Annotated in this window: 12 protein-coding genes; 4 read left to right on the plus strand and 8 right to left on the minus strand. The window is 47.0% G+C overall.

The genetic code is table 11. The features are described from left to right. Positions 1 to 6 precede the first annotated feature (6 nt). The 6 genes from narH to R5H20_RS11885 form a co-directional block, all read right to left on the minus strand. On the minus strand, positions 7 to 1,476 hold the full coding sequence (gene narH, locus R5H20_RS11860) for a nitrate reductase subunit beta (protein WP_006637063.1): 1,470 nt from the start codon (positions 1,474 to 1,476) through the stop codon (positions 7 to 9). Further along, complete coding sequence (locus R5H20_RS11865; RefSeq protein ID WP_006637064.1) at positions 1,466 to 5,152, minus strand: nitrate reductase subunit alpha; 3,687 nt, start codon at positions 5,150 to 5,152, stop codon at positions 1,466 to 1,468. The genes narH and R5H20_RS11865 overlap by 11 nt, the downstream gene beginning before the upstream one ends. 216 nt (positions 5,153 to 5,368) lie before the next feature. Further along, positions 5,369 to 6,610: a DUF438 domain-containing protein gene (locus R5H20_RS11870; protein ID WP_006637065.1), complete on the minus strand. Its 1,242-nt coding sequence runs from the start codon at positions 6,608 to 6,610 to the stop codon at positions 5,369 to 5,371. Continuing rightward, positions 6,607 to 6,777 (minus strand): DUF1858 domain-containing protein, encoded by a 171-nt coding sequence (locus tag R5H20_RS11875; RefSeq protein WP_411859077.1) that lies wholly within the window; start codon positions 6,775 to 6,777, stop codon positions 6,607 to 6,609. Before R5H20_RS11875 ends, R5H20_RS11870 begins: the two co-directional genes overlap by 4 nt. A gap of 154 nt (positions 6,778 to 6,931) precedes the next feature. Continuing rightward, positions 6,932 to 8,044, minus strand: coding sequence for a TIGR04053 family radical SAM/SPASM domain-containing protein (locus R5H20_RS11880; protein WP_006637067.1), 1,113 nt, complete (start codon positions 8,042 to 8,044; stop codon positions 6,932 to 6,934). A gap of 109 nt (positions 8,045 to 8,153) precedes the next feature. Beyond that, positions 8,154 to 8,621: a cyclic nucleotide-binding domain-containing protein gene (locus tag R5H20_RS11885; protein WP_006637068.1), complete on the minus strand. Its 468-nt coding sequence runs from the start codon at positions 8,619 to 8,621 to the stop codon at positions 8,154 to 8,156. A gap of 148 nt (positions 8,622 to 8,769) precedes the next feature. Here R5H20_RS11885 and R5H20_RS11890 point away from each other — a divergent pair, with 148 nt between their 5' ends. Continuing rightward, complete coding sequence (locus tag R5H20_RS11890) at positions 8,770 to 9,492, plus strand: YwiC-like family protein (protein WP_006637069.1); 723 nt, start codon at positions 8,770 to 8,772, stop codon at positions 9,490 to 9,492. Between the two features lie 203 nt (positions 9,493 to 9,695). On the opposite strand, the gene R5H20_RS11895 is transcribed toward R5H20_RS11890, so the two are convergent. Together R5H20_RS11895 and R5H20_RS11900 are read right to left on the minus strand one after the other, a co-directional pair. After that, entirely contained in the window at positions 9,696 to 10,409 is a 714-nt protein-coding gene (locus R5H20_RS11895) for a fumarate/nitrate reduction transcriptional regulator Fnr (RefSeq protein ID WP_006637070.1), read from the minus strand. A 172-nt stretch (positions 10,410 to 10,581) separates the two neighbouring features. Further along, the gene (locus R5H20_RS11900) at positions 10,582 to 11,766 is read right to left on the minus strand and encodes a nitrate/nitrite transporter (RefSeq protein WP_006637071.1); all 1,185 of its coding nucleotides are present in this window, start codon (positions 11,764 to 11,766) and stop codon (positions 10,582 to 10,584) included. 196 nt (positions 11,767 to 11,962) lie between these two features. On the opposite strand from R5H20_RS11900, the gene R5H20_RS11905 reads away from it, so the two are divergent. The 3 genes from R5H20_RS11905 (at position 11,963) to R5H20_RS11915 (ending at position 15,435) form a co-directional block, all read left to right on the plus strand. Further along, positions 11,963 to 12,202: a DUF2164 domain-containing protein gene (locus tag R5H20_RS11905; RefSeq protein WP_006637072.1), complete on the plus strand. Its 240-nt coding sequence runs from the start codon at positions 11,963 to 11,965 to the stop codon at positions 12,200 to 12,202. Between the two features lie 58 nt (positions 12,203 to 12,260). Further along, a complete protein-coding gene (locus R5H20_RS11910; RefSeq protein ID WP_006637073.1) occupies positions 12,261 to 12,932 on the plus strand; it encodes a Crp/Fnr family transcriptional regulator in 672 nt (223 codons plus the stop codon). Positions 12,933 to 13,080: 148 nt separating this feature from the next. Continuing rightward, a complete protein-coding gene (locus tag R5H20_RS11915; RefSeq protein WP_006637074.1) occupies positions 13,081 to 15,435 on the plus strand; it encodes a nitric-oxide reductase large subunit in 2,355 nt (784 codons plus the stop codon). The last annotated feature ends 3 nt before the right edge of the window (positions 15,436 to 15,438 follow it).

Here is a 15,438-nt window from a genome sequence, read left to right on the forward strand (position 1 = left end):
CCAGTTTCATAGGTTTTGGCAGGGGCCGGGACCTCCGGCAAATGATAACCCGCAGCTTCCTTGTTCCATATATAAGTCCGCCACCTCTTCGCGGTGTGCGCTTGGAATGACGAAGCGGTCATCATACTTGGCGATCGCGAGGAGACGGTACATCTCTTCAATTTGCTGCTCCGTCAAACCTGTGTCGGCAACCAGGTCAGGGTTCATTGGTTTATTTGTCTGGCTGGCTCTCATATACATCCGCATGACGGACATTTTCTTTAATGTGGTTTTGATATGAGCTGTATCACCGGCCGTCAGCAAATTCGCCAAATATTCAATCGGAATTCTCATTTGCTCAATGGCAGGGAAGATGTCTTCCGCCGATTGAGCTGTGCCTTTTCCTTCAAACATGTTCATGATCGGACTGAGCGGCGGAATGTACCATACCATCGGCAATGTCCGATATTCCGGGTGAAGGGGGAGGGCGATTTTCCAATCGATGATCATTTTGTAAATCGGCGATTTTTGCGCCGCTTCAATCCACTCCGCCGGAATGCCTTGCGCTTTCGCTTCTTCGGCGACAGCGGGATCATTCGGATCAAGGAAAATTTCCAGCTGGGAGTGATACAAGTCTTGTTCATTTTCGACTGACGCCGCTTCCTGCACTTTGTCAGCGTCATAAAGCATAACGCCGAGATAGCGGATTCTGCCGACGCATGTCTCAGAACAGATCGTCGGAAGTCCGGCTTCTAAACGCGGAAAGCATAATGTGCATTTTTCGGCCTTGTTCGTTTGCCAATTAAAATATACTTTTTTATAAGGGCAGGATGATACACAATGTCTCCATGAGCGGCATGCATTCTGATCGACCAGAACGATCCCGTCTTCTTCGCGTTTGTACATCGCTCCTGATGGACAGGAAGAGACGCATGACGGGTTGATGCAGTGTTCGCAAATTCGCGGAAGGTACATCATGAAGACATCTTCGAATTCTGTTTTAATCGATTCTTCCATTTTTTTAACGTTCGGATCCTCAAGTCCGGTAATATGGCCGCCGGCGAGATCATCCTCCCAGTTCGGGCCCCATTCAAGATTCATGAAGTCTCCCGTAATGGAAGACTTCGGTCTTGCGACAGGCTGATGCTTTTTCTCGGGGCTGTTTGTCAATGTTTCATAATCATAGTTCCAAGGTTCGTAGTAATCATCGATTGTCGGCTGGTACGGGTTGTAAAATAAATTCATCAGCCTCGTTGCTTTGGCTCCCGATTTCAGCTGCAGCTTGCCTTTTTTCAGCTCCCAGCCGCCTTTGTATTTATCCTGGTTTTCCCATTGTTTCGGGTAGCCGATGCCCGGTTTTGTTTCGACATTGTTGAAATACATATATTCTGCACCTGAACGGTTTGTCCATGTGTTTTTGCATGTTACGCTGCACGTATGGCAGCCGATGCATTTGTCCAGGTTCATGACCATTCCGATTTGCGCTTTAATCTTCAAGCCAATCGACCTCCTTCAATTTTCTAATCACGACATTGAGGTCGCGCTGATTTCCAGTCGGCCCGTAGTAGTTGAAGCCGTAGCTGAGCTGTCCGTAGCCGCCGATCATCTGCGTCGGCTTGACATGGATGCGGGTTGGGCTGTTATGGGTGCCGCCGCGGTTGTTCGTCAGTTTTGTCCCCGGCACGTTGATATGCCGGTCCTGGGCATGGTGCATAAACGCCATTCCTTTCGGGATGCGGTGCGATACGACGGCGCGGGCGACGACGACTCCGTTTCTGTTGAAGCACTCAATCCAATCATTATCTTGAATGTCGGTTTCCGCCGCATCATCTTTATTCATCCAAACCGTCGGTCCGCCCCTGAACAGGGTGAGCATCGGCAGGGAGTCGAAATACATGCTGTGGATCGACCATTTATTATGCGGTGTTAAATAGTTCAACACGATTTCTTTTCCTTCTTGTTCAGGACGCTTGTTCAAGAATGGGCGATGGATCAGGATCGGCTTGAATGTCGCCATGTTTTCTCCGAATTCCATCATCATTTCATGGTCAAGATAAAACGATTGTCTGCCTGTCAGTGTTCTCCACGGGATCAGCTTCTCCACATTTGTCGTAAATGGAGAATAGCGGCGTCCTCCTTTTTCAGACCCGCTGAAAGCAGGGGAGGTGATCACTGTTTTCGGCTGAGCCGATATTTGTTCAAACGTAAAACGTTCTTCTTCCCGTTCATCAGCCAAATCTTTCAATTCCAGACTCGTGATTTTTTCAAGCGATTCCCATGCCTTTACGGCTACTTTTCCATTTGAAGTAGACGACAGGGTCAAAACGGCTTCTGCGGCCTGTTTTGCATCATGGATCATCGGACAGCCCTTTGCAACATTGTCTTCAGTCACAACACCGAGTATCTTTTTCAGGGAGTTGTATTCCTCTTCAACAGACCAGTTCATTCCTTTTGTTCCGTAAGGCTGTTTGACGACATTCGGCCCGAGAGATGTCATTTTATGAAAAATCTGCCTGTAATCGCGTTCCACGACATGAATTTGCGGCATGGTTTGACCTGGAACAGCGGTACATTCGCCTTTGCTCCAATCCGTGATTTTCCCCAATGGCTGCGCCAGTTCCTGAGGGGTATCATGGAGCAGGGGAGTGGCAACTGCTTCCTTCACCGGTTCCATGTCAACTTCCTCAGCCAAATCGGAAACCGCTTTTGCCAAAGCTTTAAAGATGTCCCAGTCAGATTTTGCTTCCCAAGGGGCTGAAATCGCCGGGTTAAACGGATGAATGAACGGGTGCATATCCGTGCTGCTGAGATCGTGCTTCTCATACCATGTAGCCGCAGGAAGCACAATGTCGGAATACAGAGCCGTGCCGGCCATGCGGAAGTCGAGATTGATCAATAAGTCGAGTTTGCCTTCAGGCGCTTTGTCCCGCCAGGTGATTTCTTCCGGACGGATGCTGTCATGATCTTCATTCATTAGCCCGTTTGTTGTGCCGAGCAAATGCTTCAGAAAATATTCGTGGCCTTTGCCTGAGCTTGAAATTAAGTTGGCTCTCCAGACGAAAAGGTTTCTCGGAAAATTCTTTTCATTGTCAGGGTCTTCAATCGAAAATTTCAATTTTTTATCTTCAAGCTGTTTGGCGATGTATGTCCCGACTTCCTGAACGTTCCGGGCGCCCGATTGTTCCGCTTCCTTATATAAATCAATCCCGTTTTTTTCGAATGTCGGGTATGACGGAAGCCATCCTAGCCTTGCCGCCAGCACGTTATAATCGGCATGGTGTTTGTAGCGGGACGTTCCCGTGATTGGAGAAGCCAGATTGCTGATTGGTTCATCCTCATAACGCCACTGGTCAGTCGCGAAATAGAAGAATGAAGTTCCGTTTTGCAATTTAGCCGGACCGCCCCAGTCTTTAGCCATGGCGATCGTCTGCCAACCTTCAGCAGGACGGAGCTTTTCCTGGCCGACATAGTGGGCCCAGCCGCCTCCGTTGACTCCTTGTGCACCGACGAGAAGAACGAGATTCAATACCGCCCGGTAAATGGTGTCTGAATTGAACCAGTGGTTAATCCCGGCACCGACGATAATCATTGAGCGGCCATCTGTGTCTATCGCGTTTTGCGCGAATTCCCTCGCAATTTTGACGACCTGGCCGCGATCAACGCCGGTGATCTGCTCTTGCCAAGCAGGTGTAAACGGTTCTGGATCATCAAATGACTCAGCTGTCTGTCCGCCAATTCCGCGGTTGACGCCGTAGTTTGCAAGAGTCAGATCAAATACGGTAGCCACAAAGACTTCCTCGCCGTTCAGATTCAATTTTTTGATCGGAAGGGGCCTTTCCAGCACTTTGTTGCCGTCATGAGAGAAATAAGGAATTTTGACCGTGCCGATCATATCTTCTTTTCCGAGCATGGAAAGCCGCGGTGAAATTTGCTGTCCGGTCTCTTCATCAATCATGCGCAAATTCCATTTCCCTTTGCCGTCCCAGCGCGAGCCCATAGTTCCTTGCGGGATGGCGAAATCGCCTGTTTCTTCATCCCAGACGGCCGGTTTCCATTCATCATGCTCTGTCCGGCGGCCGATGTCTTTCGCATGGAGAAAACGGCCGGCCGTGAATTGTCCGCCTTCTTTATTCAAGGTCACCAAAAACGGGAAATCAGTATATTGTTTTGCATAGTCAATAAAGCGCTCCGTCTTTTGATTGACATAAAACTCTTGGAGTATGACGTGGCCCATTGCCATCGCAAGCGCTCCGTCTGTTCCTTGTCTGATGCTCATCCAGTCATCAGCAAATTTTGTGGATTCGGCAAAGTCCGGGCTGATGGATATGACTTTCGTCCCTCTGTAACGGGCTTCAGCCAAAAAGTGTGCATCAGGTGTTCTTGTCAGCGGGACATTCGACCCCCATGTCATGATATAGCCGGAATTGTACCAGTCACTGCTTTCCGGTACATCTGTCTGGTCTCCCCAGATTTGCGGAGAGGCAGGAGGGAGGTCGGCATACCAGTCATAAAAACTGAGCATCGGACCGCCGATCAGCGACATAAACCGGGAGCCGGCCGCATGGCTGAGCATGGACATAGCCGGAATCGGCGAGAAGCCGACATTGCGGTCAGGACCGTATTTCATCACGGTATAAAGGAGGGAAGCGGAAATCAGCTTTAATATTTCGCTCCATTCCGCCCGGACAAAACCGCCTTTTCCGCGCGCTTGTTTATAAGCCTTTGCTTTTTCAGGGTTTTCAACGATCGATTTCCATGCATCTAAAGGGTTGCTGTGGGCGCTTAAGGCTTCCCGCCACATGTTGATCAGCACACCCCGGACGTATGGGTATTTCACGCGAAGCGGGCTGTAAATATACCAGGAGAAGCTTGCTCCCCGCGGACAGCCGCGCGGTTCAAAGTCAGGCATATCAGGGCCTGTGGAAGGATAGTCGAGACGCTGGCCTTCCCAGGTGACGATCCCGTTTTTTACATAAATATTCCAGCTGCAAGAGCCGGTGCAATTGACGCCATGGGTCGAACGAACCACTTTATCATGCTGCCATCTTCTTCTGTATACATCTTCCCAATCTCGGTCTTCATAAGAAGTCTGGCTGTGTTTATCAGAATGGTGTTCTATAGGAGAGAAATAATTTAATCTCCTGGAAATAGGGCTGTTTTTCTTTTTTTTCATTGCTGGTTCACTCCTCCTGAGTCAGTGATGCTATCTTCACTATATACGGAGGAGAAGCGGGACCTTGTTAACTTTGTCACAATGCTTGCGGATTTCACAAATTCGTCACATTTTTTAGACGAATTTGAAGGAAAAAGGGGAGGGGAGGCATTCGGACTGCAGGCGTCACAAAAAACGGCCCGCTTTCCATACAAATGAAAGCGGGCCGTTTTGCTTTTATTCAGCGGAGTTTAAAATTCGTTTTTCTCCGGTTATGTCCTGAATCGGGGCGATGTTTTGGGTGAATTCCAATGTGCCGATGTATTTGCCGTGTTCATCGCGGACGGCAAAGTAGCGGATGAACACATATTTGTCTTTGAATGGAATCCAAAAATCTTCAACATCTTTTTTGCCTGACTTAAAATCATCGAGGAGCTTATTGACGATATGAACGCTTGCCGGCGGATGGCAATTTTGTACGGTTCGGCCGATCACTGCCTTTGTTCTGGCGAAAATCCGTTCCTTGCCGTGAGAAAAGTAGCGGACAACATCATTCTCATCAATAAACGTCAGGTCAACGGGAAGGTGGTTCAGCATGAGTTCAAGCTGCTCAAGGGATAATGTTCCGGTAGGGAGTCTGACATATCCGTCAACTGCTTTTTCCATTGTCTGAAGCGGGTGGCGCTTAGGCTCCCAGACGGCTTCAGGCTCTGTCAGGCAATAGCCGATTTCATCGCTTTCCGCCGCAATTTTCAGCCATTCGTCTTCCGTTAATGTCCGCAGGGCCATCGGCAGTAGAATCTTTTCTTCTTTATCAATCATTTCTGTGCCTTCTTTTATAATAAAGCCCAGCTCGCGAATGACTTCGGCTTTTTGATCAGGTGTGTAGTTTTCCAATAACGCTTTCGTTTCTTTAATGCTTTTGCGGATAAAATCGTCAATCGCCCACATGACCTGGCTGGGGCCGGTGATCCCGTACTTTTCCAGATAGGGGAAGAGCAGGTTTTCTTTTCTGCTGTAATGCTTGTCTACATCCGCCAGCAGGTTTAAATCGCTGATCAGCTTGAAAATATGTTCTTCCGTGTCTTCCTTTTCAAACCGGTCCAAATGAAGCTGGATTTTAAAGTTCAAAAGGAAGTCTATTTCTTTGTTTTCCTTTATAAATGTATGAACCGGGTGGCCGGGCTGTTTTTCGGCCTCCGTGCGGTGGATGTCTTCAATCGATCCTTTAAAAACCGCTGCATGAACGGAGCAGAGCTTTTGGATCTCTTCAGGCTCGATTCCCTCTTCCTGTATTAAGGCCTGTTCCAATTGGGCGATTTCCTCTGCATTAACCGACCCGAACGCGGCCTGAAACCGTTGTTTGACATCTTCAAGAGGCGCTCCTTTATGAAGATCGATGATGATGTCTTTCAGCTGCTGCTTTCTTTCATGTGATAATTTCTGATGAGTTTCCCTGTTGTTAATGAATTCGCTCATGGTTCGTCTCCTCTCCAAACAGGTTCAAAGCCTTGTTCCCTTAAAATCGTCAGGATGTGCGTCAAATCAATGTTCTTCAGCCGCGCGCCCTTTGGGATCGTCATGATGCGGCCGGCAGTCTCAAGCATTCCGGGTTTTGCAATGTGGTCAAAACCGATATCTTTCATTAAGACTTTCAGCTCAGGATGCAATGTGCACAGTTCATAGACAGAAGCGTTTAAATCCAATGTCTTGTTCAGAAAGGATCACATCCTTTTGAAATTGATGATCATTCTCAGAATCGATCATAATACAAGCAGGAAGATACTTTTGTGATCCAGATCACATTTTTTTGCGCAATGCCTTCGGAATGTAGATGCAGCTGGGATCGCTTTCTAAATAATCGCCTGTCAAAGCGTATGCGCGTGAACGCGAGCCTCCGCAAACATGACGGAATTCGCAGACCCCGCATTTGCCTTTATAACCGTCAGGATTTCGCAGCTCTTTGAAAATCGGCGACTCGCGGTAAATGTCTGACAGCGGCTGTTGGCGAATGTTTCCTGCTTTAACAGGCAATAGTCCGCTGGGATACACATCACCGATATGGGAAATGAACAAAAAGCCGTTACCGTCATTAACGCCTTTAGGGGCCCGGCCAAGCCCTCCGATCGCATCGATTTTGCCTTTTTGCAATGCATCCTCATAGCGGATCTGAAGGTGGGGATCTTTTGCTTCCCGCATTTTTTGCTGGATGACGACCCGGCGGTAATGCTGGGCCGCCGTCGTTTTAATGTCAAAAGGCGCCCGTTTGGCCAAACGGCTGAGCCATTGAAACGCTTTTTCATGCTGAAGGGCTGAAATCATGTCCTCCCGTTTGGCCCGTCCGGTCGGGACGAGAAAAAACACGCTCCACAAAACACAATCTAATTGCTCAACCAGCTGTGCCATCTCATCAAGGTAATCGATGTTGTAAGTTGAGATCACCGTATTGATCTGCAAAGGCAATTGAAATTCATGGATATGCCGGATTGCATTCATCGTCAGGTCGAAGGAGCCGTCTGTTCCCCTGAAGTGATCATGAATTTCGCGGTTCGGGCCATCCAGGCTGAACGCCCAGCGGGATAAGCCGATATCTTTTGCAGTTTGGATGGCTTCCTTCGTCACATTCGGCGTTGCACTCGGTGTCATGGAAATGCGGACGCCTTTTCGGACGGCATATTGAATGATCTCAAAGACATCCTCCCTCATTAGCGGATCACCGCCGGTCAGCACCAAAATGGGGTTGTTCATGTTATAGATTTCATCGATTAATGCTTTTCCTTCTTTAAGAGAGAGCTCCCGCGGGTCACGGCGGTTTTGCGCAGACGCCCGGCAGTGGAGACATTTAAGCTCACAGGCTCTGGTCAGCTCCCAAATGACAATAAACGGAGCCTCCTGAAAATCACACTGTATCATGCTTCATCTGTCCTTTCGTTACTCTTCGCATTCATCGTAGCGGAAATAAGAAAATGAGAATGTTAAGTAGATCACAGTTTGAAAAGAGGAGAGAAGGGAGGAGCCCTTCTCATTCGGCGTTCTCCTGGGAGGAATGGAGATAACGCAAAAATAATTGATAGGAAAAGAATAGATTTTGCTGGAGCAGTTTGAGAAAGTTCATTTGCAGTTGTTGGTTATAAGTCATCATTTTTTTAAATATCGTAAAAGGAATTTCTAGTACAGTGGTATCAGCGGCAGTTTTGACAGAAATAAACGGAGATAAAAAAGGCTCTCCCTTTTGATCTATGGGAAACACATCGCCTTTCTCCCATTCGGCGATGATGCGGGAATCCTCAGGGAGCCTTTTGTCCGCAAAGAGCACTTCCCCTTTCAAAACAAAATAAACGGATTGTGAATGCAGAAACGATCGGGTGTGGCGGGACGATGCGATATCAATCACTTTTCCGTTTTTCAGCAGCCTTTTAATGATGGGGAGGGGCACCCCTAAAAACATAGGAAGATTTTTCAGAAATATCAAGTAGTCAAACCGGTCCATTGAATGTCCTCCTTCTATGCATGTAGCTACAGTATAGAAGGAAAGGCAGAAAAAGGCAGTGATAAAGTTCACACTCGGGATATGAAAAATGTCACTCACTGCTGGACATGAAGTTTTTATAATAGAGTAGAAGGGAGGAGTGTTTTTTATGAAAGTGTTGATACCGAAACAGCATGGCGCCTGGGCGATGCTTGTGATTCCTTTTTTCCTCGGTATGATCGGCGGAGGTGCTCATGTGCGGCATATTCCGCTGTTTATCGGATGGTTTTTTCTATACCTGGCGGCTTTTCCTCTCACAATGATGGTCAAAAAGAAAAAGACCGCTTTTTATCAAAAGTGGGCGCTGATCTACAGCGTTCCTGCCGTCCTGTTCCTGCTCGCCGCGGTCTGGACGCTACCTGCGCTCGTTTGGCTCGGGTTGTCCCTCGTTCCGCTTTTTCTCGTCAATCTGTATTATGCGAAAGAGAACAACGACAGAGCGCTCATCAATGATATTGCGGCGATCATCGTTTTTGCCGCAGGCGGGCTTGCGGCCTATTGGGCCGGCGATGGGCGGCTGGACGGCTGGGGATGGTTCATTTTTATCCAATCGATTTTGTTTTTTGTCGGCAGTGCATTTTATGTAAAGTCTATGATCCGCGAAAAGAAAAACAAACGGTTTCAATATTACTCATGGAGCTATCATCTCATCCTGCCGTTTTTATCTTTGGCATTTGGGGCCGGATGGGCGATCATCGGTTTTATTCCGAGCAGCTTGAGGGCATGGCTGTTATACGGGAGAAAATTGCCGGTCAAAAAAATAGGAATCTTTGAATTGCTTAATGCATGTTGTTTCATGCTTGCGATGGGCGTCTTTTTGCTGAATATATAAATAAAAACAAGGACATCTCATTGTCCTTGTTTCGGCATCGTGGAAAACGCTTGCATTTTCAGCGGCAAACCGTCTGTTTGAGACGGCGTCACAGACTGAACGCCGCCGCCGTGATCCTGTCAGCATATTCGCGCTTCCAGGCCAAGACGGCGTTTCTGCGTAAAAGGGGAGCCGTTTTGCCCGCAGCCCCGTTTGTTCCTGTATTAATCGATGTTGCATATTTCAAGCGGGCAATTTTCGCAGTCGATTTCACGTTTTAAATAGCTTAGGTTGTGAACGACGATTTTTCCCGATTCCTCAATCGAAATCACGCCGAGTTTCCGAAGGTCGCTCAGCATGCGGTTTACGCTTTCTCTGGCAGCCGCACAGAATTTCGCCAGATCCTGGTTCGTCAGCACGATGTTAATGAGAATGCCGTCGCTTCGTGTAATGCCGTAGCTGTTGGCGAGCCTGATCAGCGTAGAGTAGAGTGCTCCCTTTTTGCCATTCAGAAGGAGATCGCGAATTTTCGATTGGATTTTTCGCAAATGAGTGCTCATCCATTTCATAAATTCAAACGTTAAAGCGCCGTTTTGAATCAGTTCTTTTTCAAGTTTTTCTTTATTGATAACCAATACTTCGCCATCCGAGAGGATTTTCGCGCTCAGCATATATTTCGCTTCATCGGTAAAAAGCGTCAGTTCTCCGACAATATCATTTTTTTTGCACATTCTAAGCGTCAGTTCTTTTCCGTCAGACGTCAATTTGCCAATTTGGACGAGCCCTGACTGAATGAGATATAGTTCTTCTGCATCCATACCTTCTTGAAAAAGATAAGTATTTTGTCGGATTTTTCTTTTGGTGCTGATCGATTCCAATAAGTAATGCAGATCAGCAGAGATCAGATCTGTATCAGATTTTCGAACAGACACATTCATGGGAGCGTCACCCCTTTTAGAGAAAGTCATATTAAGCAGTTCTATTGTATCGTTAAATAAACCTGAATCATCTTATAAAAATAACAATCTTGTGAACTTATGAAGAATGTCCCAGAAAAAGACCTGAGCACATTAGCCTCAGGTCTTTGAAATGATGCGGGATGCGAAAGGTTTATAAATCCCGCGTTTTTGTTCCCGTTGATGTTTTGCCGACTTCCTGAAAATACATCCATGCGACGATGACAAAGCTGGCAAGGGCCGCTTCCGAAAGAGCCATAAATCCGATTGCATAATGGCCGGTCGCCTGAAAGACGCTTGATAAGATGAGAGGCGGGAAGAATCCACCTAAGCCGCCCATTGCTGAGACGATGCCATTGACAATCCCGGCCTGTTTTGAAAAATAAAACGGCACTAATTTGAAGATGACGCCATTTCCGATTCCCGCGCATACGGCAACCGTCAGAACGCCGAATCCATACAATCCGAGGCTCGGTGAAAAGGCCAATAAAATTCCTGACAACGTGCAGCCTGCAAAAACATACATTAAAAGCTTCAGCGCATTGAACTTATCCGCCAGCCAGCCGCCGACAGGTCTGAGAAACGTCGCAACTGCGATAAATCCTGCGGTCCTGAGCCCTGAATCAACGGGATCCAGTCCGAAGTTGTTGACAAGAAAGTTCGGCAGATAGATCGTAAACGCAACGAAAGAGCCAAATGTGATAAAGTAGAATAAACTTAAAAACCACAATGTCTGATTGCGATAGACTGCTTTGATTTGTTCTGAGACGGATACTGTGACTTTCGGCTCTTTCCGATCGCCAAACAAAAAGTTCAGCAAGGCGAATACGGCCACTAAGACGATAAACATCCGCACCGTATTTTCCCAGCCGGCTGCTTTGGCTACAACAGGAGCGGCAAAAGTGGTAATCGCCGTACCGACGTTTCCGGCTCCATAGACTCCATTTACAAAACCGTGCTTTTCTTTAGGATAATACTTCGGCAATGATGTGACCCCAATGGAGAACACCGCTCCTCCGATTCCGAGAAAAAACCCGCCGATGATTAAATCGGATAATGAATCAGCCGCGCTGATCCAAAATATCGGGAACAGAAGCAGCAAAAAACTAATCATAAAAGTGATTCTCGCCCCAAATTTGTTTGTGTAATATCCAAGCGGAATCCGGAGCAGAGATCCAAGTATGACCGGGATGGCAGTAACCAGAGATGTTTCGCCGTCGGTCAGGGGAATATCCTGTTTAATATGAGGCATTAATGATGAGATTAAAACCCAAACCATAAATCCTGCCACCAAACTGAGTGATTGCAGCGGCAATTGTAATTTTTGACGATTTACCATTACGGCTTTACTCCTTTCGAAGGAAAATGAATCAGCAAATTCATCTTACAAAAAGTCATTCAAAGACATTGTGAAATACGTCACACGGAATACCGCTTCATGTTTATTTGTGAATAAATTGTTAAATCATCATATAAATACCGATCATTTTTGTTGTTTTTCGTTTATGATGAAAATAAAAAGGAGTTTCTGATACATGTTTTTGCAGCTGACGGCAGAAGAAAAACAAGCCATTATGAATGAGATCAAGCGCTTTTATCTTGAGGAAAGAGGGGAAGAGATCGGGGATATTGCGGCGATCCAGACGTTTGAATTTGTGAAAGAAAAGCTTGGTCCCTACTTTTACAATCAGGCTTTAAAAGACAGCCGCCGGGTGGTGGAAGAGAAAGCCTCGGCGATTGAGGAGGAGCTTTTTGCGCTTGAAAAGCGTCTCTAACATAAGGGGGTTGAACACAATCACCTTTATGCAAAATGCTTGAAGGACCTGAGGTGTTATGATGGAATTTTTGAAACAATTTCTGATTTTCAGCGGTTTAAATGAAGAAGAATTCAAACAGATTGAGCGGATTGCAATGAAACGCACCTATCAGCCGAGAATGTTCGTGTTTATGGAAGGGGAAGAACGGGAAGCCGTATTCTTCATCAAATCAGGTCTTGTGAAAACATACAAGATCGATGAAGCCGGCAATGAACAAGTGATCTCCCTTCTCCAAAGCGGCGACATGTTCCCTCACGTCGGTTTTTTTGACAGGTCTCCATATCCGGCGACGGCTGAAGCCGTTCAGGAAACGGAATTAATCGTCATCCGCATTGCCGATTTTGACGATCTTCTCATGAAATATCCGCAAATGACGATCAAGGTCATGGAAATCATGGGCAAAAAAATCATTGATTTGCAGGAACGGATCCAAGGGTTTATTTCAAAAGACGTGCAGCACCGCCTGACGCATGCTTTAATGAAACTGGCGGCTGAACACGGCGTGCGAAAGGGGAAAGGGGTGTATATCAATTTGCCGATTACCAACCAGGACTTTGCGAATATGGTGGGTACGTCGCGGGAAACGATTAATCGCACGTTAAATGAAATGAAAAAGAAAAACCTGCTTTCCGCCGACAGAAGCGGGATATTGATTTACGATGCTGAGTGGCTGAACGGCAGCAGCTAATCTGATCAGGCTTTCCATGATCCGATGGAAGCCTGATTTTTTTACCCTGAATTCACGAATTTGCCATAAATTCAGTGATCTGGTTCACATCCGGACCGCTGCATTTCCAGTATCTTAGGACATGCAAATAGGAAAGGAGTGAACCTTGATGGAAGTGCAAAGAGAGTCCGCACCGGTGAAGAAAACGGCAAAGAACGGCTTTTTGAAATCGATTCTTGTCTTTACGTTAATCGTCAGCTTTTCGGTGCTTTTATTGGGAGGCTATTGGATTTTCAAGGGACTTGCCCCAAGACCGCTTGAAGTGACCAATCCAAAAGGCGAAGTGCTGATGACAGAAGCGTCAATCAGCGGAGGACAGGCGGTATTTCAAAAATATGCGCTGATGGATTACGGAACAATATTGGGGCACGGTTCATATATGGGGCCGGACTATACAGCAGAAGCCTTGAAAATCTATACAGAAGGAATGCAAAATTTCAAGGCGGTCAACGATTACGGCAAAAGCTTCAACAAGCTTTCTGACGAAGAAAAGTCGGTAGTTCGGGACAGGGTCATTCGGGAAATGCGCAAAAACCGCTATGACTCAGATTCGAAAACATTGGAGCTTACACAAGCGCAAGTATATGGCTTGAATAAAGTGCGCTCACACTACCGCGACGTGTTCACAAATGGAGACGGCTGGGGGATTGAACCCGGATTGATTCAGGAACGTCACATGCCTGATCATGACAGGGCATGGGTCGCGAATGAGGACCAGATCACACAGGTCTCTGATTTTATGTTTTGGACGGCGTGGCTGGCCAGCACATTAAGACCAAATGATGATATTACCTATACGAACAACTGGCCTTATGATGAAGAGGCCGGCAATACGATGTCATTTTCCGCGGTTTGGTGGAGCGGAGCCAGCGTCACCATCCTCATTTTATTTGTCGGTATTATTCTATTTTTGTTTTACCGCTATAAGCTTGGGATGAAGGAAGCTTACAAAGAAGGAGAATTTCCTGTTTTTCGTTTGGAAAACCAGCCGCTGACGGCATCACAAGTGAAAACGGGAAAATATTTCGCCGTCGTCTCGCTCTTGTTTTTCATTCAGGCGATGCTCGGTGCATTGCTTGCCCATTACTATGTGGAGCCTGACAGCTTTTTTGGCATCGATTGGATCAGAGAGGTGCTTCCTTTTAGCATTTCTAAGGGGTACCATCTGCAGCTGGCGATCTTCTGGATTGCGACAGCATGGCTTGGCATGGGAATCTTTGTAGCCCCGCTTGTCGGGGGACGGGAGCCGAAAAAGCAAGGCCTGCTGGTGGATATTCTTTTCTGGGCGCTCATCTTTCTCGTCGGCGGGAGCGTTGTCGGCGAATGGCTCGGTGCTAAAGGTTATCTGGGAAACAATTGGTTCCTGTTCGGCCACCAGGGGATGGAATACATCGAACTCGGCCGTTTTTGGCAGATCATCCTTGCCCTCGGCATGCTGATTTGGCTGTTTATCGTCTTCAGGGGAATAAAAAGCGGTCTGAAAAAAGAGTCTGATAAAGGCGGTTTGATTCATCTTCTGTTTTATTCATCGATCGCCATTCCGCTGTTTTATGGAGCCGCGTTTTTGTTTAACCCGGGGACAAGCATCACCATGTCTGATTTCTGGCGCTGGTGGATCATCCATTTATGGGTGGAGGGAATTTTTGAAGTCTTCGCCGTCGTCGTCATCGGATTTTTATTGGTGCAGATGAATTTGGTGACGAAAAAGTCGACGGTCAGATCGCTTTATTTCCAATTAACGCTTCTGCTCGGAAGCGGTGTAATCGGAATCGGCCATCATTACTATTACAACGGATCTTCAGAAGTTTGGATCGGGCTTGGCTCGGTTTTCTCATGCTTGGAGGTCATCCCTTTGACACTGCTTGTGCTTGAAGCGTATGAGCAGTACAAGATGATGCGTGACGGCGGAAACGATTTTCCGTATAAAGCAACATTCTGGTTTTTAATTTCTACGGCGATTTGGAATCTCGTCGGCGCCGGAGTATTAGGCTTTTTAATTAATTTGCCTGTCGTCAGCTACTTCGAGCACGGCCAATTTTTGACGCCGGCCCATGGCCATGGTGCGATGATGGGAGTCTACGGAATGTTCGCCATTGCCGTATGGCTGTACTCATTGCGCAATATCGTAAAACCGCAGTTTTGGAATGATAAACTGTTGAAAATCGCCTGCTGGGGGCTGAATATCGGGTTGTTCGGAATGGTCTTTATGAGCCTTCTGCCGATCGGTTTCATCCAATTGAAAAAGGCGTTTGAAGACGGCTATTGGAGCTCAAGAGCGCCCGAGTTTCTACAGCAGGATGTTGTACAAACATTGCTGACGCTCCGCTCGATTCCGGATACGATCTTTTTAATCAGCATCGTGCTGCTTGCATACTTCACCGTCAAATCGCTGTTTCATTTGCGTAAACCGACGCATCAAGACGGAGAGGAATTGCCTGTGAAAGATATAGCATCAGAAGATTGATAA

This window comes from Bacillus sp. KICET-3 (assembly GCF_033261025.1).
GTDB classification, from domain to species: Bacteria; Bacillota; Bacilli; order Bacillales; family Bacillaceae; genus Bacillus; species Bacillus sonorensis.

Coding starts and splice junctions, on each gene's coding strand:
- R5H20_RS11865 (WP_006637064.1), bottom strand. CDS start 5,152: ATGAAAAAAAAGAAAAACAGCCCTATTTCCAGGAGATTAAATTATTTC.
- R5H20_RS11870 (WP_006637065.1), bottom strand. CDS start 6,610: ATGAGCGAATTCATTAACAACAGGGAAACTCATCAGAAATTATCACAT.
- R5H20_RS11875 (WP_411859077.1), bottom strand. CDS start 6,777: ATGAAAGATATCGGTTTTGACCACATTGCAAAACCCGGAATGCTTGAG.
- R5H20_RS11880 (WP_006637067.1), bottom strand. CDS start 8,044: ATGATACAGTGTGATTTTCAGGAGGCTCCGTTTATTGTCATTTGGGAG.
- R5H20_RS11885 (WP_006637068.1), bottom strand. CDS start 8,621: ATGGACCGGTTTGACTACTTGATATTTCTGAAAAATCTTCCTATGTTT.
- R5H20_RS11890 (WP_006637069.1), top strand. CDS start 8,770: ATGAAAGTGTTGATACCGAAACAGCATGGCGCCTGGGCGATGCTTGTG.
- R5H20_RS11895 (WP_006637070.1), bottom strand. CDS start 10,409: ATGAATGTGTCTGTTCGAAAATCTGATACAGATCTGATCTCTGCTGAT.
- R5H20_RS11900 (WP_006637071.1), bottom strand. CDS start 11,766: ATGGTAAATCGTCAAAAATTACAATTGCCGCTGCAATCACTCAGTTTG.
- R5H20_RS11905 (WP_006637072.1), top strand. CDS start 11,963: ATGTTTTTGCAGCTGACGGCAGAAGAAAAACAAGCCATTATGAATGAG.
- R5H20_RS11910 (WP_006637073.1), top strand. CDS start 12,261: ATGATGGAATTTTTGAAACAATTTCTGATTTTCAGCGGTTTAAATGAA.
- R5H20_RS11915 (WP_006637074.1), top strand. CDS start 13,081: ATGGAAGTGCAAAGAGAGTCCGCACCGGTGAAGAAAACGGCAAAGAAC.